A 23,512-nucleotide genomic window follows, 5' to 3' on the forward strand; every position below is an offset into this window, starting at 1 on the left:
AGTATACCGATTAAAATCTAGCTGAATAGTATTATCACATTGCTAAATACTGAGCATTTTTTCCAATATGAATACCCTCATAAACATATTTGATATTTCTCAGTTACAAATAGATATCATTCTGCTAAATACCCTAATGACAGTGTATAAAGTTTTCGAAATGTAGAAATTAGACTTAAGTTCAGATTTTCGAGTAAAAATTATGCATTTTAGTTATACACGATCATATTTAGATCAAGATTAAGCCATGTTTGATCAGGCTTGTCGATAATTTAAGTACCTATTTTTATAAAAAAAAGCGCCAGTAAATAACCAGCGCTTTTATTCTTACTCTCCGTTCACGGAGGCGATTTTCTCAATCTGGCGATGTTCAGAATTCAGGTATTCATCTGACTGCATTTCCAGCAAACGGGAACGGGTCCGTTCAATTTCAAAGGCCAGTTTCTCACCCTCGTAAATATCCACGATATTATCTTCCGAGGTTAAGAGCAACTTGACGCCGCGGTCATAAAATTCATCCACCAGATAAATAAAACGGCGTGTTCCATCATTCAGGAAATCGGTCAGGTGCGGCACATTGCTGACCAAAACCGTATTATAAATATTGGCGATTTCAATAAAATCAGCCGGGCTTCGTGGTTTTAAACACAGCTCAGAAAACTCGCACCACAATACATCTTCAGTATGTGACACGGTTTCAACAATACGGTTGTTGATAATAATCGGCTCTTCAGAACAGGTCTGTGTCTGAGTCAAAGCGCTAAAACGTTGTGCAATCCAGTTTTTATGATCATGGGTCAACGGGAATTTAAACAGTTGTGCCTGTTTTAGAACCCGTAGACGGTAATCGACTCCGGCATCAACATTTAATACCACACAGTTTTTCTTGACCAGTTCGATGGTAGGCATAAAACGGTCACGGTGAATGCCGTTTTTATATAAACCGTCCGGTGCGATATTCGAAGTCGCGACCAAGGTAATACCGCGTTCAAACAGCTTCTGGAACAGATCACTCAAGATCATCGCATCCGTCACATTGGATACAAAGAATTCATCAAAACAGATGATGACGGCTTCTTTATAAATCCGATCCGCCACGATATCTAGCGGGTTACGCTGTCCGGATAATTTGTTTAACTCACGATGCACATGCTGCATAAAATGGTGAAAATGCATCCGGGTTTTACGGCGAAACGGAATCGAATCGTAAAACTGATCCATGAGCCAGGTTTTGCCACGTCCTACTCCGCCCCACATATAGACGCCTTTGGGAGATGTCTGACGGCGAAAGCGGCGAAATGCTTTTTTCGATGCCTTAAAACGCTGAATCAATTCCAGCCAGACACGATTCAGTTCATGTACTGCCATTGCCTGTGCTTCATCAGGCATAAACTGTCCCGAAGAGATCGCTTGTGCATAACGTTCTGCAGGAGAAATCGGACTAAAAGCGGTGCTGTGCTGTGAATTAAAATCGGACATAGAATTTCGTACTATTTGGGATCAATTTAATTATAGCGGAGTTTAATCAACACGCTATAACACTTTGGCATAAACAAGCTTAGGCTATTTTATATATTGCCGAGGACTTTGCCCAAACCAGCGTTTAAAGGCATGGTTAAAAGCAGCCGGCTCGGAATAGCCTAATAATTCTGCAATCATTTCAATCGAATACTGTTTGTATTCAATCAGTCGCAAAGCTTTATCTTTAATAATTTCTTCGCGAATCTGCTTATAACTGGTATCACACTGCTGTAACTGATGCCGTAAGGTTCGTTCCGGGATATTCAGCGCCTGTGCCGTTTCAGCCATGCTCGGCATCAGGCCGCTTTGGATCTCCAGATAATCCTGCACGCGCTGCACCACAGTCGGCGTCTGCTCATCCTGTTGCAAGCGTTCCAGTTCAGCCAGACATTTGGCTTCATAGACAGCAAAAGTGACCGCATCTGCAGAAGGAATTTTAATATCCAACACTGCTTCATCAAACCAGAATGCTGCCCGAGATGCATCAAACTGTACCTGTGTTCCATAATAATCATGGTAGACCTTTAAGGTATTCAGATCTTCTGGATAGGCAAATGGCAACTCGATCCGCAAATCAGGTTTGGATAAGCCCATCAATTTGTAAATTTCCCGGATAAACTTAAACGTTCCGGAAATCTCCGCCTGTGCCAGCAACATTCCCAAATGATCATCCTGCTGCTTTGCTCGATAACACAGCGCGCTATGATGCTCGCTTTGCTGCAAATCCAACTGACCGGTCAAATGGGTCAACTGCTGAAAACGGATCACCTGGTTCAGTGCATCGCGTACTGTAGGACTGGTCACCAGCAACATGAGTAAGGGACCATAACCTGCCAAAGCATAATGCTGACCAATCAATAATCCCTGTTCAGGTTGGATTTCCTGTCCCACCACCTTAAGCACATCATGTTCCAGACTCGGATGGATCACCGAACTTGGATCAAAGGCATCTACACGCAGCCCAATGTTTTGCAGTTTCTGATCGACTTCCATGCCAGCCTTGCGCATCCCTTGAATCAAATACATCAGACTGAGAACAGAACGTTTCATAACCATACAAATACAATGTGATTGCTCTAGTTGTACTATAAAAATAATGTGTCGGCTATTGCCGTTTAGATCAATTTTCTGTCTAATCACCAGGGAGCAAATTACGATAAATATCCAATATTAAAATAAGTAAGGAATGTAGTGATGCTAGATCATGCCACCGCTACACGCTCCCCCCCTCATACCAAAGTTGCCATTATTGGAGCTGGTTGCGGAGGGATTGCCATGGCAATACGTTTACAACAGCATGGTATTTATGATTTTATTATTCTTGAAAAAGGTAGCGATTTTGGCGGAACCTGGCGGGACAATCAGTACCCTGGAGCAGCCTGTGATGTGCAATCACATTTATATTCCTTGTCATTTGCACCGAAAAGCAATTGGTCCAAACGTTATGCGGAAGCACCCGAGATATTTTCTTATATTCAGGATCTGGTGACCGATTATAACCTGCGTGCTTTTTGCCGTTTAAATACCGAAGTACTGGCAGCACATTACCAGGCAGAACGCTGTCTATGGCAATTACAGCTACAGGATCAAAGTATCCTTGAAGCCCAGTTTGTTATATTCGCTTCCGGACCTTTACATATTCCGCAAATCCCAGATATTCTCGGTATTGAGAAATTCCAAGGCAAAGTCTTTCATTCTGCGCAATTGGATCACACTTATGACCCGACTGGCAAAAATGTCGCATCGATTGGAACAGGTGGCAGCGCCATTCAATATATTCCGGAAATTGCCCCGAAATGCAAACAACTGTATGTCATGCAACGTACTGCGGCTTGGGTCATTCCTCGGAATGAACGTGCCTACCCGAATCTTGAAAAGAAACTCTTTAAAAAATATGACTGGTTTAGAAAGCTACACCGTGCCCGCCTGTATTGGTCAAATGAATCGCGTGTGGTACCGATTGTCAAACCGGGCATTATGAAATTCACCCAAAAACTGGCAGAACTATTCATTAAATATGAGGTCAAAAACCCTGAATTGGCCAAGAAACTAACTCCCGATTACATCATGGGCTGCAAACGTATTCTGGTTTCAAATAAATACTTCCCGACGTTTAACCGCCATAATGTGGAACTGGTGACCGAGAAGATTCAGGAACTGACTGAACACAGTATCATTACACAAGATGGAAAAGAGCGGCCGATTGACTGTCTGATTTATGGCACCGGATTCATTACCGATCCACGTATCTATATGAAGAATTTTCAATGTACCCGGGCTTGATGGCGTAGAACTGAATGAAATGTGGAAACAAGGTGCTGAAAGCTATTATGGAATTTGCGTGAAAGACTTTCCAAACCTGTTTCAGTTACTGGGGCCAAATACCCTATTGGCACACAATTCTGTCATTTTTATGATTGAGGCACAAGTTGAATATATTTTGCAATTGATGCAACTGGTCGATCAATCCCAAAGCGATGCCATTATGGTTAAAGACCAGGCACAAGATACATTTAATCAGCAGGTGCAACATATGTTTGAAAAGACCGTGTGGCAATCTGGCTGTGTCAACTGGTATCAGCAGGAAGGTGGCAAGAACTTTGCCTTATGGCCAACTTATACCTGGAAATACTGGCTCAAAACCAAAAAGCCAAATGCCAAATGCCAAATGCCAAATGCCAAATGCCAAATGCCAAATGCCAAATGCCAAATGCCACAGATTATCGATTATTGAATAAAGTCGCCTAAAAGCTTTTACCATCTGACATCAAGCGGTGGCATAATTTATAGGTAATTTTTTCAATCCATTAAATTTATGCAATCGCTTTGGCTTATCTTTCAGCTTCTATTCTGTCTAGCACTCGGTTTTGCCATGGCAAAACAAATTCCGCTTTCGATTATTAAAATCTGTTTCAAGCTATTGCCCTATTTTAGCTATGTTTTATTGATTGCAATTGCCTTTGAATTTTCACAATTGGTAGATGAATTGCAGCATCCTCTCCAGATTTTGAGTACGTCGATCAGCATTGCCTTTCTGACCTCGCTCGGTGCTTTTGCATTTTGCTATCTACTATTTAAATGGGCAGGTTATCCTCCTAGTTCCGGTCGGGTATCCGTCGACCTGGTGCTTAAATCCCTACTGAATATGAGCTATGCCTTTTTGGCTCTCGCAGGCGGATATTGTTTACATACGGGCTTGAATCTATTTGATCTATCCGTGCAAATCAGCACCTGGCATTTGTTGCTGGTATTTATGTTCATGATTGGCCTGGATCTGGCTTATTCACCTTTAGATCGTTCCTGGTTAAATTTTAAAATTCTCTTAGTTCCGATTGGTTGTATTTTTGGTTCATTATTTGCAGTCATGCTTTATTCATTCTGGAACACCGACATCAGTCTAAAAGATTTGATCATGCTGTCACAAGGCTATGGATTTTACTCAATGTCAGGTGTTGTCGTAACAGAACTTCGAAATGCAGAACTCGGCAGTATCGCGCTAATGAATGACCTGTTTAGAGAAATTTTTGCCATCTTACTCATGTATTGTATGGGCTGGAGATACCCAAGATCCGCCATTTCCGCAGCGGGTGCAACTGCGATGGATGTGACTCTACCGATGGTTAAACAGGCCTGTGGGCATGATTTTATTCCACATGCCATGGTCAGTGGTTTTATTTTGTCACTGTTAGCACCAGTCATGGTGAGTGTACTGGCAGCGATTTAATTACTTTATCACTTTCTCAATCTCACTAAATTCCTCTTTTATAAAGAGGAACTCTCCTCCCTGATTCAGTTTAAAAGCAGAATTTTAAAACGAAGCACAAGCAAGTAGGCCGAGAGGGCTGACTAAAAACTTAAATCAATATCACTTAAGGCATCGCCTACTGTTTCAATAACATCCGAAGCAAGACTGATGGCATCAGATGCCAAACTGACCACATCGATCCCCGCTGTCCGATCTGCTGAGCTTGCCTGCTGTTGTTGCTATTCTTGTTGCTTAAGCTGTTCTGCCTGTTGAATATTTTGAATCACGTCATTCTGTACTTTTTATAATTGTGGTTCAGATGAAGTCATCATTTTTCCTTTTTATTTTATAACCATTTTTTCAATATATAAAAAAAGCCTTTCAACTGAAAGGCTTTTTGTCATTCAAACCGTATTAAAGCGTTGCCAAAATATCTTTCAAAGTCTGACGCATATTTTTAGACTGGGTAATCGGGCGACCAATTACCAGATGTGTTGAGCCATCTAGCATTGCCTGTTTCGGTGTCACAATACGTTTCTGGTCATCTGCATTCGACCCTTCTGGACGAATGCCGGGTGTCACTAATGCAAAGTCTTTTCCAATCGTTTCACGTAACATTTTCGCTTCTTGAGCTGAGCAAACCACCCCATCTAGACCACTGTCTTTTGTCAGTTGTGCCAGACGTTTTACATGCTCATTTGGCTCAATATCCAGACCAATATCTTTCAAGTCTTCACGGCCCATTGACGTCAATACAGTCACTGCAATCAACTGAGTTTTATAATTACCCGCTTGTAAACGCTCTACACAGGTTTCCATCATCTTGCGGCCACCTGAGGCATGCACATTGACCATCCACACACCCAAATCTGCTGCCGCGCATACTGCCTGTGCTGTTGTATTTGGAATATCATGAAATTTCAGATCCAAAAATACATCAAAGCCTCTATCTTGAAGCGCTTTGACAATGATTGGACCTTCATGGGTAAATAACTCTTTACCAACTTTAAGTCGACACAAGGCAGGATCTAACTGTTCTGCAATGGCTAAGGCATCAAATTGGCTTTTGGCATCTAGTGCGACGATGATACTCAAGAGATTACCCCTTCATATAGGCAAAAAATAAGCCCATTATAATGGGCTTTGATTTTCATTGGTAATATCTAATACAGTTTTTTCATGCCGGGTATGGGCTGCTGCTTCAGCGGCCATTAACTTGGCTGTATTCAACTGTTCCTTACGTAGATGTTCAATGTCTTTACGCAGTCGTTTAATTTCCCAATTCGTCTGAAAAACCCGGAAGATCTGAACGCCCAATAACAGGCCCAAAACGACACCTAAAGATAACGTGAGGAGAAGTAATAATCCCAGGCGCATTGCGGGAACTTGAGTAAATAACAAGTCCACTGACAATTCGGTACCGTTTTGCAAAACCAAAGCTAATGAATAACCAAACAGTACCAATAAAAGAATGACCAGAACGTAACGCATGAACACCCCGCAAAATATTTACAATTATTTTTGTGCAGACTCGTTCACAGCGTCACGAAGTGCCTTGCCTGGTTTAAAGTGCGGAACTGCTTTTGCAGCCACTTCTACTGATTTACCAGTTTTAGGGTTACGACCTACGCGCGGTTCACGGTGATGCAATGCAAAACTACCAAATCCACGAATCTCGATACGATTGTCAGTTGATAATGCTTCTATCATTTGATCAATCATAATTTTAACTGCTTCTTCCACTAAAGGCTCAGCCAAATGCGGATTTTTTAACGCAATACGCTCTATTAAGTCAGACTTATTAAGTGCTTCAGTAGTCATCTGCGACCTCTTTAATTATCAAGCTACTTGGGATCTATTTCCCGATAATAACCTGTTTAAATACAAAACGGTAGCGCAATAATTAAATACTACGCTACCGTTTACAGTATTTGTATAAAAAGTATTAGTTAATTTACATTAACAATACAATTCAAACGCTTACTTAGTTGCCCATTTGAGCTTTGATCAGGTCACCAATCGTCTTAGGACCATTGTCTTGACCAGCAGGAGCTGTTTTCAAGTTAGCAACTGCTTCTTTCTCTTCAGCTTCGTCTTTCGCTTTGATAGACAAGTTGATTGCGCGAGATTTACGATCTACGTTGATGATCTTCGCTTCAACTTCTTGACCAACTTCAAGGAACTTAGTTGCATCTTCAACGCGGTCGCGGTTGATTTCAGATGCTTTCAGAGTCGCTTCAACTTCGTCAGCTAACTTAACAGTCGCGCCTTTAGCGTCAACTGCAGTTACAGTACCTTTAACCAACGCACCGCGTTCGTTAGCAGCAAGGAAGTCATTGAACGGATCGTTGTTCATTTGCTTGATGCCAAGGCTGATACGGTTGCCTTCAGCGTCTACAGAAAGGATAACTGCTTCAACAGTGTCGCCTTTCTTGTAACGACGAATCGCTTCTTCGCCTTGTTCGTTCCAAGAAATATCAGACAAGTGAACTAGACCGTCGATACCGCCTGGCAAACCGATGAAGATACCGAAGTCAGTGATAGATTTGATCGTACCAGAAACTTTTTCGCCTTTGTCGTGATCTTTAGCAAACTCTTCCCATGGGTTAGCACGAGTTTGTTTGATACCAAGAGAAATACGACGACGTTCTTCATCAACTTCAAGAACCATAACATCAACTTCGTCACCAATCTGAACAACTTTAGATGGGTGGATGTTTTTGTTCGTGTGATCCATTTCTGAAACGTGTACTAAACCTTCAACGCCTTCAGCGATTTCAGCGAAACAACCGTAGTCAGTCAGGTTAGTTACGCGCGCTTTAACGATTGAACCTTTAGGGTAACGGTTCATGATCGCTAACCATGGATCTTCGCCAAGCTGTTTAAGACCTAGAGAAACACGGTTACGTTCGCGGTCGAATTTAAGTACTTTAACAGTAACTTCTTGACCCACTTCAACAACTTCTGAAGGGTGCTTGATACGTTTCCAAGCCATGTCAGTGATGTGAAGAAGACCATCAATACCGCCAAGGTCAACGAATGCGCCGTAGTCAGTAAGATTTTTGATCGTACCAGTAACTGTTTGACCTTCCTCAAGCTGAGCAAGAAGAGCTTCACGGTCAGCTGAAGATTCAGCTTCCATAACAGCACGACGTGAAACAACAACGTTGTTACGTTTAGCGTCAAGTTTGATTACTTTGAATTCTAACTCTTTGCCTTCTAGGTGAGTAGTATCACGAATAGGACGAGTATCAACTAAAGAACCTGGAAGGAACGCACGTACTGGACCGATGTCAACAGTGAAACCACCTTTAACTTTACCAGAGATAACACCAGTAACGATTTCGCCGTCTTCAAAGATTTTTTCAAGTTTAGTCCAAGTTTCTGCGCGTTTAGCTTTTTCGCGAGAAAGAACTGTTTGACCCATACCGTTGTCAAGTGCTTCAACAACTACGTCTACAGTGTCGCCAACTTGAACTTCAAGTTCGCGCTGTTCATTTAAGAACTCAGCACGGTCAACAACGCCTTCAGATTTAAGGCCAGTGTCAACAGTTACCCAATCAGAGTCAATGCTTACTACAACGCCCTGGATAACTGCACCCTTTTCAACGTTGAGGTTTAATTCGCTTGCTTCAAAGAGGGCTGCAAAAGATTCGGTCATGATATTTCCGATAAAGTCAGCGGTCTTGGATCAGACAAGGCCGGTTTAATTAAGCATCTACATAGTCCATATAAAACTGATCAAGCTATGCGTTTGCTGATAAAATTGGGTTAATTTGCTAACTGCTGATCCACATAAGTGGTCATCAGCTGGAATACTTCATCGATATTCAAATCTGAACTATCGATAATGTAAGCATCATCCGCAGGCTTGAGTGGAGCGACAGCGCGTTCCGTATCTCGTTTATCGCGAGCGATGATATTAGCTAAAATGTCGCTTATTTTAACATCCAGCCCCATGCCCTGCAACTGCTTTACACGTCTTTGCGCGCGTGATTCAGCCGAGGCCGTCAAATATATTTTTGCCTGAGCATTCGGGAAGATACTTGTCGCCATATCACGTCCGTCTGCTACCAGACCAGGCGCCTGTGCAAAGGCATGCTGACGTGAAACCATCGCTGTTCTAAGCTCAGGAATTGCTGCAACTTTTGAAGCAAACTCTCCTACCCGTTCAGTTCGAATAGTTTGGGACACATCTTCACCATCCAGCCACACCTGCACCCCGGTGTCGGTACTGACAAACTGGATATCTAAATTTGTTGCGATTTGTACGCATTCTGGCAATTTCGTGTCTAGCGAATCCAGCAAATCATGGTGATGCAATGACAAACCCAAAAGGCGGTATAAAGCACCAGAATCCAATAAGTGAAACTGATAATGTGCAGCCAGTTTCGCTGCTAACGTGCCCTTGCCAGACCCACTTGGACCATCAATGGTAATAATTTGAACTGTCATTGCTTTCCCGTTGTTGTTTAAACAGATTTTGCGAGTTTTGTCAGGCCTAGTTTAATCGCTGCCTGTAACTGTGCAAGGATTAATTTACTCACAAAAGGCGCACGTGCCTGCAATTCAATCGTATAAGTTACTAACGTTTTGTCATCAGCCAGTGCTTCAAATTCAATAATGCCTAAATGATGCTTGATCAATGGATTTTTAATAATCTGATATTCGATGCGATTATTTGGCTCGAACAAGGTAATTTGTTCTTTCAGCGGCTTCACTGGACCCACACCCATTGCACGTACTGAACCAAGTCCATCAGGATATTCAGCATCCGCAGAATCCTTGATCCGCTCAACCTGCATCGGCGCGAAGGCAATATTATAGGTGGCATGCTTAGACATTAAATCAAAGACATCATCAAGCGCTGCCGGAAATTCTTTTTTTACTTGAATGCTGTTCATTATTGTTCCTGAAGATTGCAGATATTTGAAAGTAAGCAAATTTTAGCGGATAAAGCAGATTTATTTCTGCGTATTTAATAACTTTTCTTGTAACTTGAGTTCTCGTTTCTGCTCGCGGCGCAACTTAAAAAATGCACTCAGCTGTTCAGAACATTGCTGCTGCATGCAGCCTGCCTGGAAAGGAAATACGTGATTATAATAACCGGTTTCAAACAGTTGACGCGCACTCACCAATGAACCCGCTTTCGCTTCAAATGCACCAAATACCACTCGCGAAACCCGCGAATGCACCAGTGCACCGACACACATGGTGCACGGCTCAAGAGTCACATAGAGCACCGCATCATCAGGTAACCGATAATTTTGGATGTTTTGACAGGCATCACGTAGTGCAACAATTTCGGCATGCGCAGTCGGATCATTCAACGAGATGGGCGCATTAAATCCTTGGCCAATGATCTGATTCTGACTGACGATAATTGCCCCCACAGGAATTTCTCCCTGTGCAGCAGCAAGTGCAGCCTGCTCGTAAGCACGCTGCATCCAGTATTCATCTGTAAATTGTGTTTCGGACATTGAAGCTTAAATCACACCATAATGCTTGAGCAGCTCATTCCAGCTTTCAATAGTCGTAACTGGAGGATTCCCAGACAGGATCCCTTTCAAGCTCATATCTGCACCTTTTTTCCACTCAGGACTAAGGTCTTTGTCGACCAGACGTGCTCGTACACCCTCAACAAAGTCATGATGACGAATTTTCCAGTCTGAGATCTGAACTTCCAGTTCGAAAACTTCATTCCAGGAATGTATCTGCTTACCCCATTGCCACAATAGCCAGGTCAAGACTGCAGTAGTTGGCGAACCTTTTTTCAGGTTTTCACTGGCCTGACGCAACCAGTCACTGCGTGCGTCACTCAGGCCAATAATCGACTCATAATCATGCTCAAAGTTGATGCCACGGCAAACACTATGAATCACGTCCAGAGAGTTTTGTAGCGGTCCCGGGCCTACCGGACGGTGCATACTGTTCAGGGTGTCATCAATGGCACGGAAGTCACCCGCAGGATAATGCTCCCAGTCGATATTAATGACTTTATCCAACACTGAATCACGCTGTGCATCACAAATATGCGTTGCCCAACCAATCCCATAAGCACCCGCAGCAGTCATGATCGAACCAGTCAAGCCTGTGAATAAACCAATCGCACCACGATCCGCCAGAAAGCGGGTTGCACCCACATCTGGATACAAACCGATATTGATTTCAGGCATGGCCAAACGTGAATATGGCGTCACTAAACGGAAAGGTGCTGCCATAAACAAGCCCAGGCCACCGCCCATCACATAACCTTCACCCCAGACTAAAACGGGTTTGGCATAATTATGCAGTAACAGATCGAGTGCATATTCTTGTTCAAAGAATTTATTGGCAGCCGCGACTTCATCATTAATCACTAACTGACGCAGCTTACGCACATCCCCACCCGCACAGAACGCTTTCGGTGTGGTTGAATCCAGCCAGATGGCTTTGACGCTATCATCATGATGAAAGTCCTGAAATACTTCCAGAAGTGCGGAAGCAATCGATTCATCGAGAGCATGCAAAGATTTCGGGCGATTTAAACGAACGATACGCCAACCATTGTGCGCTTCTTCAACAATCAAATCCGGATGATAATGTTTAGTAAGGGGAGAATATTTCATGCGTCCAGCTGCCAATCTATAGGCTCAATGCCATGTTGTTTGAGGTAGTTATTCGATTTTGAAAATACTTTACAACCAAAAAAACCACCACGGTTTGCTGCCAAAGGCGATGGATGTGCTGCCTTTAACACGAGATGCTTGTCTTGATTAATGCGCTGTCCTTTACGCTGTGCGTATGCGCCCCAAAGAATAAAGACAATATGTTCACGCTGTTCATTTAATACATCAATGACGTGATCGGTAAATTCTTCCCAACCGCGCTTCTGATGCGAAGTCGGCTGACCTGCTTCGACGGTCAGTACTGCATTTAACAGAAGCACACCCTGCTCTGCCCAATGCGTCAAGTCACCATGCTTCGGTCTTTCAACCCCGAGATCAGCATGTAACTCATGAAAAATATTACGCAAAGATGGTGGTAATGCAACCCCCTTTTGCACGGAAAAGCTTAATCCATGCGCCTGATTTGGGCCATGATAAGGATCTTGCCCTAAAATTACCACTTTCACCCGATCTAGCGGTGTGGTATTCAAAGCATTAAAAATCAGATGATTGGGAGGATAAATGATTTTATCTGCTTTTTTTTCTTCAACAAGAAATGCTTTTAATTCATCCATTTTCGGACTGAGCAAAAACTCACTCAATCCATATTTCCAGCTTTCATCCAACTGAACTTTATTCAGCTTGGCCAGTTGCTGTTCATTTAAAGACATTCTTCAATCCTAAATCTATGTCAATGGATTTAAAGTCACGCAGACTTTAAATCTGTACCTGTAAATCTACTGTAGGGTTATGAAATGGTGTGCCCTGTTTGAGCTTGGCAAACATGTCCGGATCTGTCCATTCAGCTTGCACCTGTTCAGAGAACTCAAGTTGCTCCAGACTCAAAATTCCCATCTGTTCATTTTGAATATCTTCTAAAAAGCTTTGTGCATAGCCGGTATCGGTTTCATGCACAATCACAGAATAGACTTCGACATCGCCTTCACCATTTTGAGTCACGGTCGATGCCAGCACCTGCTGTGCCAGAAAGAAGAAAATACGTGAAAACTGTTCTGCTGATGGCGATACCGGCAAAGACACCCAGCGCGCACTGAAATTCTTGCAGGCCTGAATATATTCCGGATCGTCATTTTGCCAAAAGCAGATGGCATGATCGAAAGAATCAAAGAAATCCTTAATCACACCTTTAAGCAGACCAAAGTCATAGACCATTTGACCATGATCTAGCTTCGAGGCTTTTAGCAATAACTCGACTTTATAACTATGGCCATGGATCGAACGCTTACAGCGATCTGACGTGCAGTTACGCACAATATGAGCATTCTCAAACTTAAATAACTTACGAATTAACATATGCCGTAATGTCGTCAAAAAATAGGTGAATTAATTTTGATTATAAAGCAAAAGTAAAGCTTTGAGGATTAATTTTGCTGTTTAGCATGATAGGGAAAAGGCATCAGCCCGGCATTTGCGCTTATCCAGCCTGTACAATTCATGAGCTAAAATTAAAATGGCGCCATGCTACGGTAAGCGACATAAACCTGTTTGTCCTGACGAACCAGATCGCTGCTAAACTGGCGCTTACGCTCACTTAAAACCACTTCGATTCGGGCTTTAAAATAATTGGATTGCACCCCAAGCAGACTGTTAAACAAATTACGCCTGTCCGCATCGACCTGAGCGAAAGGCTCCAGTGACCACAGATCAGTCACATTGGAAAAGTGCTCCAAATTGGCCTGACGCTGATCCAGCAATTGCTGCACTGCATTCACATCCAGCTTTTCATCCATACTAGCCAAAAGAAAAGCTGAAGCGGTATTAATATTGACCAGGCTCTCCTGCACCGGTGCAGTACTCAGATAAGGTGCTATCAGCTTATATTTATTCTCTTCAAAACCGCGTACTAGCTTTAATTCTTCTACGCTGTGAAATTTTGCATTCGGTGGCAAAGCAGCATTGGGCAAGCTCTGATAATAGTTAGATTCGGCGCCCATGCCCCCACTGACCAGCTCGTCTGCATCCTGCCAGTCAATGACTGCTTCACTGAGCTGTTCCGGCAAACTGGCACGTTTTAGAATCAGCTCGAACCATGCTTTGGCATTTTCATTGACTGCGCCTTCGGCAGTAATCAGGCTATTTAAATTAAACTTGCCTGATTCATCCTGTATTATTCCGGAGACATAACCGTCATCTACCGGAAAAGCTGGCATGGGCTGCGCCCAGGTTTCCTGCAGATGGTCGACCTCTGCGGCATTTTCAGCATCATCGACCAGCAATTCAGAAAAAAAGGCCTCAGCACTTTTGGCATACATTAAGGACTGGTTTTGTCGCATCAAATAGGCAGTGCTTTCAGCAGTTGCAGCCTGACGCTGGGCAATCGTGGCAGCCAAAATAGTCGCTAGCGCTACCATCACCAGAATGGTAATCAGTGCAATGCCCTGCTGCTGCTTGATCATGATCGTTTTATTCATTTTCATTTCTTATTATTCTGAGCTGGGTTTGACCGGTGTTCTGAGTATCAAGCAAAAAGTCCGTATTTAATAAACTAAACATCCATTCATAACTGACGCCATTCACGGTTAAATTGATTTTAACCCCTTTAGGCAACCTTTGCTTCTGCTCTAACTGATTCAGATCAGTAGAAGCATCTGGCCATTGCGTGAGCTCATTCGGATTGAGTACGACGATCTGGAATTGTTCCACTTCCGACAATAAAACACTGGATTCGGGCTGATCTTGACCTGTCTGATTCAGGTTCCGGTATTTCAAGCGATAAAGTTTCTGCTCATCAGCTCGATACTGATATTCAATGCGCTCATCTGGGGAAATCCCCTCTTCCAAAGGGTCAGTCACTCCAGTTTTACTGAAATTAAAGCGTCCGTTCTGTAGCACTAGAGCCGGCTGAATATCGCCATTGATATTGGCCGTTAAGGGTACTGCCTGTACGGTATCTCGCAGAATCTGCTGATAGGTTTGCTGTAACTGACCTAAACGCTGTTCATGAATCACATTCTGATCTTTGGTTTTGACAATATAATCAAAAACTTTCCAGCCCAAAGCAGACAGCACCGCAAAGATCGCAATTGCGACCATTAATTCAACCAGGGTAAATCCTTTAGGCTTCATGGAGTATTGTTCATACGATGATTAAAGAACATCAGGCTGGTGATACCAGATTCCACCTGACCACTGTCCTGATTAACCAGACTCACCTGCAGCTCGATCCGTTGTACATTCGGACTGACCGTCGGTTCGCTGCGCTTGTCAATCTGCCAGGTTTCACCTTGCTGGGTCAGCTGTTTGGAAGCCGTCCCTTCCATCCATTCCTGATTAATTTCCATTTGTGCCACTTCATTTAAGGCAACAAACTGTGCTTTGGTACGTAGAATGGCATTCGAGGTCGACTGGGTATATTGAATCGCGACTTTGGTCAGGGTCATGGCTGCGGTCGCAAAAATTGCCAAGGCCACCATGACTTCCAATAAGGTAAAACCTGAGGCACGATTAAGTCGAGTAACACTCGACCGTGCCGCAAGTCCGAAAGCTATGCTTGAGGAGCAGCGATAAACGAAACAACGTTTCGTCCGAGCGCAAGATGAAGAACTCTGTTCAGAGTGCACACGATTAAGCCGAGTAATACTCGGCCTGATAGCACCAAATCCAGTATTCTGCTTGAAATATCTAGATTTCATTGATTTTACCCAGATGATCAATCTCAATCGCAGCACCCACTTCACGGTCTTCCAAAAAGAATTGAATCCGCACCGGTTTGACTTCACCATTGCCGAGCCAGATCAGTTTAGGTGCATTAGCCTGAGTCAGATCACGATTTTGTGCATTGGTATAACGCTGCTGTTCCAGCGCCTGCATCTGAAAGGACACATGATCAGGTAAATTACGCAATTTGAAATCTGCATAACTCTGCCATTTCTCATTTTGCAGGTTCTGTTCAGTCTGCGCTGCTGAACGATATTCTATAATTCCATAACGAAATGGCGTGACATCTGTTGCTGGCCGAACGTCAAGCGCGAGTATTCTAGACTGGTCATTGGCCTCGCGTAGCACCCGTTGCAAGTCTACTAATAAAATTTCCCGTGCCTGCATTGCTTTGCGCTGATCGACACCACTGGTATTGAGCAGCACTAGTGAAGCCATAATCCCCATAATCACAATCACCACCATCAATTCGATTAAGGTAAAGCCACGAACTGCACTGTGAGGTGATCTGATCATAGGACAACCTTAGACAAACTGGTCGGCAGAATGCACCTGCTTGGGCAAAGCCAGCGCCTGATCGATATAGGCCACACGCAAGGTATCGCGTGAACCCAAGTAACGCTGATAGAAACTGGAATTGAGAATTGCGGCTGCACCATGGGTCAGCGACCAGATCGACGCTAGATAATCGCGTACCGACATGCGGCTGTTGATCGATGCCAGATAAGTTTCTGTCATACGGATAATCAGGCGTAAGCGCTGTTTGCGCACCTGATAAAGTTCGCTAAACAGGTGCTGGATTCCAACCCCAGTCGTCGACAGGCGTTCTTCAATTTGATGAAACAGCACAGTACGTTCAGGATGATGCAAATGATGCAGCATAAAGAAGGCCAGATGTTCAGGAAAGGCTTTATCGCTATCCTGAATCATTTCCAGCAACATGCGCTCATTTCGGATAATCAGCAGCATGTATAGTTCATCTTTACTCTGGAAATGTTTATAAAGTGTCCCTTTGGCCAGATCAAGCTCGGCGGCAAGCGCATCAAGCGTCATTCCTGCTTCACCATTTTCTAACAGGAGTTGCTCTGCTACTTGAAAAATCAAGGTTTCTCTTGCTCGAAACTGAGCTTGACGATCCATCTTCACCCTATAAACTCTCTTTGTACTTTATATAACTTTATTTACTTTAAATTCAGAAGATTTTCAAAGTTCTGCTTTGTGATATAAGCCATTTCTTCCAGTGACTTATCATATACATCGCAAAGCGCTTTGGCTACATAAGGAACGTATTTAGGCTCATTAGATTTGCCACGATACGGCATTGGCGCAAGATAAGGACTATCGGTTTCAATCAGCACACGATCCAGCGGAACCTGTTTGGCGACATCACGCAGATCCTGCGCATTTTTAAATGAAACAATTCCGGAAAATGACACATAATAGCCGCAATCCAGTACCGCTTTAGCGGTTTCCCAGTCCTCGGTAAAACAGTGCAGAATGCCATGCGTAGATTTTTCCGCGCGAATAATATCGACGGTATCATGCTTGGCGGAACGGGTATGAACAACTACAGGTTTTTTGGTGATTTGTGACGCATGAATATGCCGGGCGAAACAGGCCTTTTGCTCTGCAATAAAATCGGTACTGTGATAATAATCAAGACCTGTTTCACCGAGCGCCCAGACTTTCTCCGGTTGTGCCAGCTCGACCAGATATTCAGTCGTGGCACGCGCCATGGTTGCAGCATCTTCGCAAGGATGTACGCCAACGGTATAGCCGACATCTGCATGACGCGCGGCAATTTTGGCCAGCTCGATATGATCATCCAGATCGACCGAGATACTCATGAATTTGGAAACACCGGCTTCACGAGCCTGAGCCAATGCTTGGTCCAGATCACCATGATATGGTGTCAAATCAAGCAGGGTTAAATGACAATGAGTATCTACAAACACGATGCGTTCCTACCAAGGGTAAATTAACTACATAGTGTAACTTTTACGTCCTTCAGATTTAAGACCCGCAACCAGACGATCTGCTTCATTTTTGAAATAAACGCCTTTTTCACCGCTTAACTGGATGCCAAAGCCTTGGGGCTTGATGCCATTCTGCTTTTGCGAGACCCAGATGACTTTACCAGTTAAAGGAATTTTCTGGGTCTGGTCAGGCAAAGTTGTCAATACAAAAACTTCTTCGCCCAGTTTGACCGGCTGCTTGGAAGGAATAAAAAGCCCACCACCCACAACATAAGGCATATAGCTGGCAAACAGTGTTTCGATGTCAGGAATATTGGCCTGAATAATACCGCCCATACGTGGTTGCATGTGATTTCCCCTTAATTAAAGATTCATCAGCTTGATAAACAATTCATCAATAACCAGATTGCTTTGGACATTCTGCTCGAGGTATTGCTTGGCTTGCTGAAAATCCTCATAAATTTTAAAAAGTGCTTCTAATGAATATTGTTCGGCAAGCACATTGAATTCAAGGTCAATGTTTTTCACCGTCTGATTTAGCTTGACACAAATTAAATCGGACAACAAGTATTCAAACATTTGAGCAAATTCACCAAAACTCAGGCTTTTATTCCATTTGGTCGCAATTGCCAGTGGCATATTTTTTTGAATGACCAGTTTTTGCCAGTCTTGCAGGAATTCCTGACGCAGTGGCAGCCAGGCACTTTGTGCAACCTCTAATGCCTGTAACGGCATCTGATTAGACAGGTTCATCAATAATTGTTGCTGGCTAGAACCTGCATCCGGGAGCTGATTCTGGACATAATCGCTAAATTGTTCTGCGGAAATTCGATCCAAAGCAAAATGCTGCAAACGACTGCGGATGGTCGCGGGCAATTTTAAATAATGATTCGCCAGTAAAATAATCACCGTATTATCACCGGGTTCTTCCAGTGTTTTAAGCAAGGCGTTAGCAGAGGCAATATTTAAGGCTTCTGCCGGCTCAATCACAATTACACGCCAGCCATCTACAGTCTGTTGCACAAAAGGCAGAAGATCACGAATCTTCTCGATCTTGATTTTAGCATTCTGTTTTTTATTGTCTTCATCGGTACTGATATGCACATAGTTGGGATGGGTATCTGCCTTTAACCATTGGCAGCTACTGCATTCACCACATGGCCCGGCAGGCTGACGATTCAGGCATAACACCCAAGCCAGAAACTGTTGGGTAAACGCTTCTTTGCCACAGCCTTTTTTTCCATAAAACAATAAACCATGCCCAAGCTTGGGAAAGCGTCCGGTCAGGGTTTCCCAAACCTGTTGCTGCCATGGATAGATATGTGCATTGACATCAAAAGGCATGTATTTGACTCTTCTTAGGCAAAATGGGAAAGATCCATCTGATTCAGGCGATCCAGATCTTCCTGAGTATCTACCCCTGGCGGCAAATTGGCTTCAGCCACCGCAATGGCAATACGGTGTCCATTTTCCAGTACCCGTAACTGCTCTAGAGATTCCAGTTTCTCCAGCACACCCATTTCCCAGGTCACATATTCTTGCAACAGTTTTACCCGATAGGCATATAGGCCTAAATGACGATAGGCCTGATCATGCAGTTTTGGTTCAGTCAGTTTCGCACCATCACGGTCATAAGGAATGGTAGCACGGCTAAAATACAGTGCTTGCTGGTGTTTTGACATGACAACTTTTACAATGCTGTCACGTTTGAATTCATCCAGTTGATGGATCGGCTCACATAGCGTCGACATGGAAGATTCAGGCTGATCTTCCAAGAGTTGAGCAACCTGTTTTACCAGTTGCGCCGGCAGTAAGGGTTCATCCCCCTGTACATTGATAATAATGTCCTCACTGGCCCAGCCTTTGATTCGAGCCACTTCACTCAAGCGGTCTGTGCCTGAAGGGTGATCCGCCGAGGTAATGACAACATCAATGCCTTCAGCACGGCAAACGGCAGCAATACGCTCATCATCAGTTGCCACACACAGATCATCAAAACCTTGCACTTTCTTGGCTTGATCCACTACCCGCAGAATCATGGGACGACCATGAATGTCCAGCAACGGTTTACCCGGCAGACGTGAACTGGCGAAACGTGCAGGAATAACAATGTGTTTCATAATGAATGAGCCTTAAGAAATTTGAATACCGTATTGTTGTAACTGTTGCTGCAAGACTGTATAGCAGGCTGGCGATAGGACTGCATCGACTGGCACCACCCAGATATCCTGTTTAAAATCTGGATATTGTTTAAGTAGCGCCATAATTTTTACTGCGTCTTTTTCAGTGGTAATAATCGGATTGTTATCATCGAACTGTAAATCTTCAATGTCATAGTCATGATGGTCTGGAAACTCATGACACTGAAATTGTTCTATGCCTAAATTTTGCAAGGTCTGATAAAACCGCTGTGGAAAGCCAATGCCGACTACCGCATAAAAAGCCGCTTGAGGATCAAAGATTTTATTGTTGTCCTGATTAAGCAAATAAGGCTGTGATGCAGCCAGATGCATATGCAGTTCAGAGCTTGGGTTAGCCGAATGCTCAATTACGGTTCCCGTTTTCAAACGGGTCACTGGTTCACGTAGATAACCTTCTGGAAGCAGTTTCTGATTACCAAGACCGCGATTATTATCCAGCACAATCCACTCAATCTGGCGATTCAAGGCCCAATGCTGCAGGCCATCATCACAGATAATCATATCCAGCTCATGTTTCTGCAATAAGAGTTCAATACTTTTCTGCCGGTTGGGACCAACTGCCATCGGCACACCTGTTGCCTGCACAATCAAGGCAGGCTCATCTCCGACAATCTCCGGCAAGGTATTAAAGTCGACATAGGCAGGAAATGGACCTTGGCCGCCATAGCCTCGACTGATCACGCCTACCCGAACATTTTTCTCGGTTAAATAATCCACCAGATGAATCAACAAAGGTGTTTTACCGCTACCACCGACTGTGATGTTACCAATTACCATAACGGGAATTGGTGCACTATAACTTTTTTTAATGCCTTTTTGATAAAGCCAGTGATTGCTGACAAAACCCAGGCGATACAACCATGACAAAGGACGCAGCACCACCAGCCACTTTGCCTGTGCATTCCAAGCATCCTGAATGATTTGTGCTAATGCCATGAGTTACTGTTCCTCAAAGTTACGCTGATGCAACTGATAATAAGCACCATGTAGCGCAATCAGTTCGGCATGACTGCCCTGCTCAACAATACGGCCCTGATCCATAACCACAATACGATCCGCGTTTTCAATCGTCGATAGACGATGTGCAATTACGATGGTCGTACGGTCCTGCATGGCTTTATCAAAGGCACGCTGAATAAAGTATTCCGACTCGTTATCCAGCGCACTGGTCGCTTCATCCAGAATCAGGATAGAGGCATTTTTCAAAATTGCGCGTGCGATCGCGATGCGCTGACGCTGGCCACCAGACAGGTTTAAACCCTGAGCACCCAGCTGAGTATTATAACCTTGCGGTAGTGCCATAATAAAATCATGCGCATAGGCTGCCTTTGCTGCCGCGATAATATCTTCATCGGAAGCACCTTCGAGCTGACCATAAGCAATATTTTCCCGCACGGTTCGGTTAAACAGTACTACTTGTTGGTTCACCATGGCAATCTGGGTTCGTAATGCGGTAATTTCAAAATCTTCAATCGGTTTCTGATCCAGCAGGATCTGCCCAGAAGTCGCATCCTGATAACGCACCAGTAGATTCACCAGCGAGCTTTTACCGGCCCCAGAACGACCGACCAGCGCCACTGTTTCACCGGCCTTCACCTTTAAATTAAAATCATGAATGGCATGATGACCATCATCATAAATCAAGTTGACATCTTTAAACTCGATATCGCCTTTCAGGCTATCCGTTAAAGTCCCGGTATTTTTTTCTTCAGGCATATCCAGCAATTCAAATACCGAATGAGCCGCAGCCATACCACGTTGAATTTTTTCATTGATATCCGTCAAGGCTTTGATCGGTCTTGCCAGCATACCCGCCGCAGTAATATAAGCGACAAATTCACCCGCAGAGGTGTCACCCAAGATTTGTGGGCGCAAGGCAATAAACATCACGATACTCAGTGAAATGGACATGATCAACTGCACGACAGGACTATTCAACTGTTGCACAGCGACCATTTTCAAGCCACGACGCAAGTTTTCAAGCGAGTTCTGTTTAAAGCGTTCCTGCTCAGAACTTTGCCCGCCAAAACCCTTGACGATCAGGTTGGCATTCACCGTTTCCTGCACTACATGGTTCACATCACCCATGGTGTCTTGTACTTGTCGCGATAATTTACGCATCCGTCTTGCAGCTTTACTGATAATAAAACCTATGACGGGTGCAAAAATCAGGATACACATGGTCAGACGCCAGTTGGTATACAACAGGTAGCCTAATAATGCCAGGGTGATCAAACCTTGTTGCAACAAGGTTCTTAGGGCTTCAGTTGAAGCAGCGGTTAGCTGTTCAACGTTATACATGATTTTGGCAGTAATATGCCCGCTGGTATTGTCCAGATAATACTGGGAAGGTAAACGCAGCAATTTTGCAAAAACTTCCTGACGGATATTGAATACCAGATTCCGGGAAATTACCGCAGTAAAATATCCACCCATGAACAAACCCAAGCCCCGGAAGAACATGAGTATGACCACTAAAAACGGGAAAAGTGATGTGAAACTCTGGTCTTTATTTTGAATCGCCTCAATAATATATTCCAGTAATTTAGCGACAGAAACTTCCGTAGCCGCATTAATAGAAAAACCCAACAGGACAAGCAATGCAATGCCCCAAAACGGTTTTAAATAACTTAAAAGGCGAAGATAGACCTTAAAATCGTGCTTCACTAATAACCTCGGGTGGGTACTTTGGTACTGATATTAATATTTACAAATCCGAGCTGCCCGGCCACGTCCATGACACGAATCACGTCCTGATGGCTGGCTTTTGCGTCAGCTGCAATGACAAACATTAAATCACGGCGTTCATTAGAAATCTGTTTAATTGCAGTATTTAAATCCGCGACTTCCTTACTGGCCAAGGATTGACCATTGACTGCGTAATGACCATTGGCATCCACAATCACTTCGACTTTTTGATCATAGCTTTTAGGCGGTACACCCTGCGCATCAGGCAAGGTCAGATTCATTCGGCTCATTTGGCTAAAAGTCGTCGATAACAGCAAAAAGACCAGAATAAACAGCAGACAATCAATCATCGGTGTCAGATTAATATGTACATCTTCCACCTGGTTGCGTTTGAATTTCATCATCCGCCTCCTAGCTGGCTTTTTGCATGTCTTGGTCTATGTCTGCATGATTGCGATAAAAAAGATCCGCATGAAACAAAGTCGCTTGCTGTTCAAGTTCAGCCACATATTCCTGAACCAGACGCTGAAAATAACGGTGCGCAAACAGTGCAGGAATTGCAATCAACATACCGGCTGCCGTGGTAATTAAAGCCTTGGAAATACCCGGCATCATCAATACCGGATCACTCCCGGTACCTACATCGATCATCAGGAAAGATTCAATAATCCCAAGTACAGTTCCCAATAAACCGAGTAAAGGCGCAACTGCACTCAAAGTTCCCAGAAAATTAATGTTTTTTTCCAGATAACCAATTTCCTGTGATGCCACCACTTCCATCTGTGCGCGAGCATACTGCTCACCTTGCTGCTTGCTGGCATAGCCTGCAGTAAATACCCGACCCAAAGTGCTTTGCTTTAAGGCCGCACTTTGATTCATTTTTTGCATGACTTGTGCTGTATTTTGCGAAGGCCCCATCAACAGTGTCAACGGAAGTACTGCATTCTTTTTCAGGCGAATCAGACGCTCGATCGAAATCGCCAGCATAAAGATAGAACACAAGACCAGGGGCAGCATAAGCCAGCCACCTGCTTTAACCAATTCCCACATCTAATT

General features: G+C 43.8%; 26 protein-coding genes and 1 pseudogene. 2 read left to right on the forward strand and 25 right to left on the reverse strand.

The window, feature by feature from the left end; genetic code table 11:
• Window positions 1–327 precede the first annotated feature (327 nt).
• Both zapE and NI464_RS01385 read right to left on the reverse strand, forming a co-directional pair.
• Window positions 328–1,479 carry a cell division protein ZapE gene (gene zapE / locus NI464_RS01380; protein WP_004278847.1) on the reverse strand — a complete coding sequence of 384 codons (1,152 nt, stop codon included), beginning with the start codon at window positions 1,477–1,479 and terminating at the stop codon, window positions 328–330.
• Between the two features lie 84 nt (window positions 1,480–1,563).
• On the reverse strand, window positions 1,564–2,571 hold the full coding sequence (locus tag NI464_RS01385; protein WP_004278848.1) for a helix-turn-helix domain-containing protein: 1,008 nt from the start codon (window positions 2,569–2,571) through the stop codon (window positions 1,564–1,566).
• A 144-nt stretch (window positions 2,572–2,715) separates the two neighbouring features.
• Here NI464_RS01385 and NI464_RS01390 point away from each other — a divergent pair.
• Both NI464_RS01390 and NI464_RS01395 read left to right on the forward strand, forming a co-directional pair.
• Window positions 2,716–4,255 (forward strand): annotated as a pseudogene (locus NI464_RS01390) (flavin-containing monooxygenase).
• Window positions 4,256–4,336: 81 nt separating this feature from the next.
• Window positions 4,337–5,245 carry a LysO family transporter gene (locus tag NI464_RS01395; RefSeq protein ID WP_004278850.1) on the forward strand — a complete coding sequence of 303 codons (909 nt, stop codon included), beginning with the start codon at window positions 4,337–4,339 and terminating at the stop codon, window positions 5,243–5,245.
• Window positions 5,246–5,680: 435 nt separating this feature from the next.
• Here the strand turns inward: NI464_RS01395 and pyrF are convergent, their stop codons facing one another.
• The 23 genes from pyrF to NI464_RS01510 all read right to left on the reverse strand — a co-directional run bounded on the left by pyrF (window position 5,681) and on the right by NI464_RS01510 (window position 23,506).
• Entirely contained in the window at window positions 5,681–6,361 is a 681-nt protein-coding gene (pyrF, locus tag NI464_RS01400; protein ID WP_004278851.1) for an orotidine-5'-phosphate decarboxylase, read from the reverse strand.
• Between the two features lie 36 nt (window positions 6,362–6,397).
• Window positions 6,398–6,757, reverse strand: a complete 360-nt coding sequence (locus tag NI464_RS01405; protein ID WP_004278852.1) for a lipopolysaccharide assembly protein LapA domain-containing protein — start codon at window positions 6,755–6,757, stop codon at window positions 6,398–6,400.
• 24 nt (window positions 6,758–6,781) lie between these two features.
• A complete protein-coding gene (locus tag NI464_RS01410) occupies window positions 6,782–7,087 on the reverse strand; it encodes an integration host factor subunit beta (RefSeq protein WP_004278853.1) in 306 nt (101 codons plus the stop codon).
• Window positions 7,088–7,250: 163 nt separating this feature from the next.
• On the reverse strand, window positions 7,251–8,927 hold the full coding sequence (rpsA, locus tag NI464_RS01415) for a 30S ribosomal protein S1 (protein WP_004278854.1): 1,677 nt from the start codon (window positions 8,925–8,927) through the stop codon (window positions 7,251–7,253).
• Window positions 8,928–9,037: 110 nt separating this feature from the next.
• A complete protein-coding gene (gene cmk / locus NI464_RS01420) occupies window positions 9,038–9,721 on the reverse strand; it encodes a (d)CMP kinase (protein WP_004278855.1) in 684 nt (227 codons plus the stop codon).
• Between the two features lie 17 nt (window positions 9,722–9,738).
• Window positions 9,739–10,170 carry an SRPBCC family protein gene (locus tag NI464_RS01425; RefSeq protein WP_004278856.1) on the reverse strand — a complete coding sequence of 144 codons (432 nt, stop codon included), beginning with the start codon at window positions 10,168–10,170 and terminating at the stop codon, window positions 9,739–9,741.
• A 60-nt stretch (window positions 10,171–10,230) separates the two neighbouring features.
• Window positions 10,231–10,746: a tRNA adenosine(34) deaminase TadA gene (gene tadA, locus NI464_RS01430; protein ID WP_004278860.1), complete on the reverse strand. Its 516-nt coding sequence runs from the start codon at window positions 10,744–10,746 to the stop codon at window positions 10,231–10,233.
• A 6-nt stretch (window positions 10,747–10,752) separates the two neighbouring features.
• Complete coding sequence (locus NI464_RS01435) at window positions 10,753–11,874, reverse strand: enoyl-CoA hydratase/isomerase family protein (RefSeq protein WP_253137644.1); 1,122 nt, start codon at window positions 11,872–11,874, stop codon at window positions 10,753–10,755.
• On the reverse strand, window positions 11,871–12,584 hold the full coding sequence (gene ung, locus NI464_RS01440; protein WP_004731474.1) for a uracil-DNA glycosylase: 714 nt from the start codon (window positions 12,582–12,584) through the stop codon (window positions 11,871–11,873). Before ung ends, NI464_RS01435 begins: the two co-directional genes overlap by 4 nt.
• Window positions 12,585–12,630: 46 nt before the next feature.
• Window positions 12,631–13,227: a 6-pyruvoyl trahydropterin synthase family protein gene (locus NI464_RS01445; RefSeq protein WP_004278864.1), complete on the reverse strand. Its 597-nt coding sequence runs from the start codon at window positions 13,225–13,227 to the stop codon at window positions 12,631–12,633.
• Between the two features lie 152 nt (window positions 13,228–13,379).
• Window positions 13,380–14,351 carry a type II secretion system minor pseudopilin GspK gene (gene gspK, locus NI464_RS01450; RefSeq protein WP_017397825.1) on the reverse strand — a complete coding sequence of 324 codons (972 nt, stop codon included), beginning with the start codon at window positions 14,349–14,351 and terminating at the stop codon, window positions 13,380–13,382.
• Window positions 14,338–15,000, reverse strand: coding sequence for a type II secretion system minor pseudopilin GspJ (gene gspJ, locus NI464_RS01455; RefSeq protein ID WP_253137645.1), 663 nt, complete (start codon window positions 14,998–15,000; stop codon window positions 14,338–14,340). The genes gspK and gspJ overlap by 14 nt, the downstream gene beginning before the upstream one ends.
• Complete coding sequence (gene gspI, locus NI464_RS01460) at window positions 14,997–15,422, reverse strand: type II secretion system minor pseudopilin GspI (protein ID WP_392389738.1); 426 nt, start codon at window positions 15,420–15,422, stop codon at window positions 14,997–14,999. The genes gspJ and gspI overlap by 4 nt, the downstream gene beginning before the upstream one ends.
• A 133-nt stretch (window positions 15,423–15,555) precedes the next feature.
• A complete protein-coding gene (locus NI464_RS01465; protein ID WP_004278872.1) occupies window positions 15,556–16,107 on the reverse strand; it encodes a type II secretion system protein in 552 nt (183 codons plus the stop codon).
• A 9-nt stretch (window positions 16,108–16,116) separates the two neighbouring features.
• A complete protein-coding gene (locus NI464_RS01470) occupies window positions 16,117–16,731 on the reverse strand; it encodes a TetR/AcrR family transcriptional regulator (RefSeq protein ID WP_004278873.1) in 615 nt (204 codons plus the stop codon).
• A gap of 41 nt (window positions 16,732–16,772) precedes the next feature.
• A complete protein-coding gene (locus NI464_RS01475; protein ID WP_004278875.1) occupies window positions 16,773–17,546 on the reverse strand; it encodes a TatD family hydrolase in 774 nt (257 codons plus the stop codon).
• A gap of 27 nt (window positions 17,547–17,573) precedes the next feature.
• The gene (locus tag NI464_RS01480) at window positions 17,574–17,915 is read right to left on the reverse strand and encodes a PilZ domain-containing protein (protein WP_004278877.1); all 342 of its coding nucleotides are present in this window, start codon (window positions 17,913–17,915) and stop codon (window positions 17,574–17,576) included.
• 15 nt (window positions 17,916–17,930) lie between these two features.
• On the reverse strand, window positions 17,931–18,911 hold the full coding sequence (locus NI464_RS01485) for a DNA polymerase III subunit delta' C-terminal domain-containing protein (protein ID WP_004731481.1): 981 nt from the start codon (window positions 18,909–18,911) through the stop codon (window positions 17,931–17,933).
• A gap of 14 nt (window positions 18,912–18,925) precedes the next feature.
• On the reverse strand, window positions 18,926–19,687 hold the full coding sequence (kdsB, locus tag NI464_RS01490; RefSeq protein ID WP_253137646.1) for a 3-deoxy-manno-octulosonate cytidylyltransferase: 762 nt from the start codon (window positions 19,685–19,687) through the stop codon (window positions 18,926–18,928).
• Between the two features lie 12 nt (window positions 19,688–19,699).
• Entirely contained in the window at window positions 19,700–20,704 is a 1,005-nt protein-coding gene (lpxK, locus tag NI464_RS01495) for a tetraacyldisaccharide 4'-kinase (protein ID WP_004731483.1), read from the reverse strand.
• 3 nt (window positions 20,705–20,707) lie between these two features.
• Window positions 20,708–22,435, reverse strand: coding sequence for a lipid A export permease/ATP-binding protein MsbA (gene msbA, locus NI464_RS01500; protein WP_253137647.1), 1,728 nt, complete (start codon window positions 22,433–22,435; stop codon window positions 20,708–20,710).
• On the reverse strand, window positions 22,435–22,857 hold the full coding sequence (locus tag NI464_RS01505; protein WP_004278885.1) for an ExbD/TolR family protein: 423 nt from the start codon (window positions 22,855–22,857) through the stop codon (window positions 22,435–22,437). Before NI464_RS01505 ends, msbA begins: the two co-directional genes overlap by 1 nt.
• 10 nt (window positions 22,858–22,867) lie before the next feature.
• Window positions 22,868–23,506, reverse strand: a complete 639-nt coding sequence (locus NI464_RS01510) for a MotA/TolQ/ExbB proton channel family protein (protein WP_004645474.1) — start codon at window positions 23,504–23,506, stop codon at window positions 22,868–22,870.
• Window positions 23,507–23,512: the final 6 nt, after the last annotated feature.

Source organism: Acinetobacter lwoffii, from assembly GCF_024129685.1.
Lineage (GTDB): Bacteria > Pseudomonadota > Gammaproteobacteria > Pseudomonadales > Moraxellaceae > Acinetobacter > Acinetobacter lwoffii_X.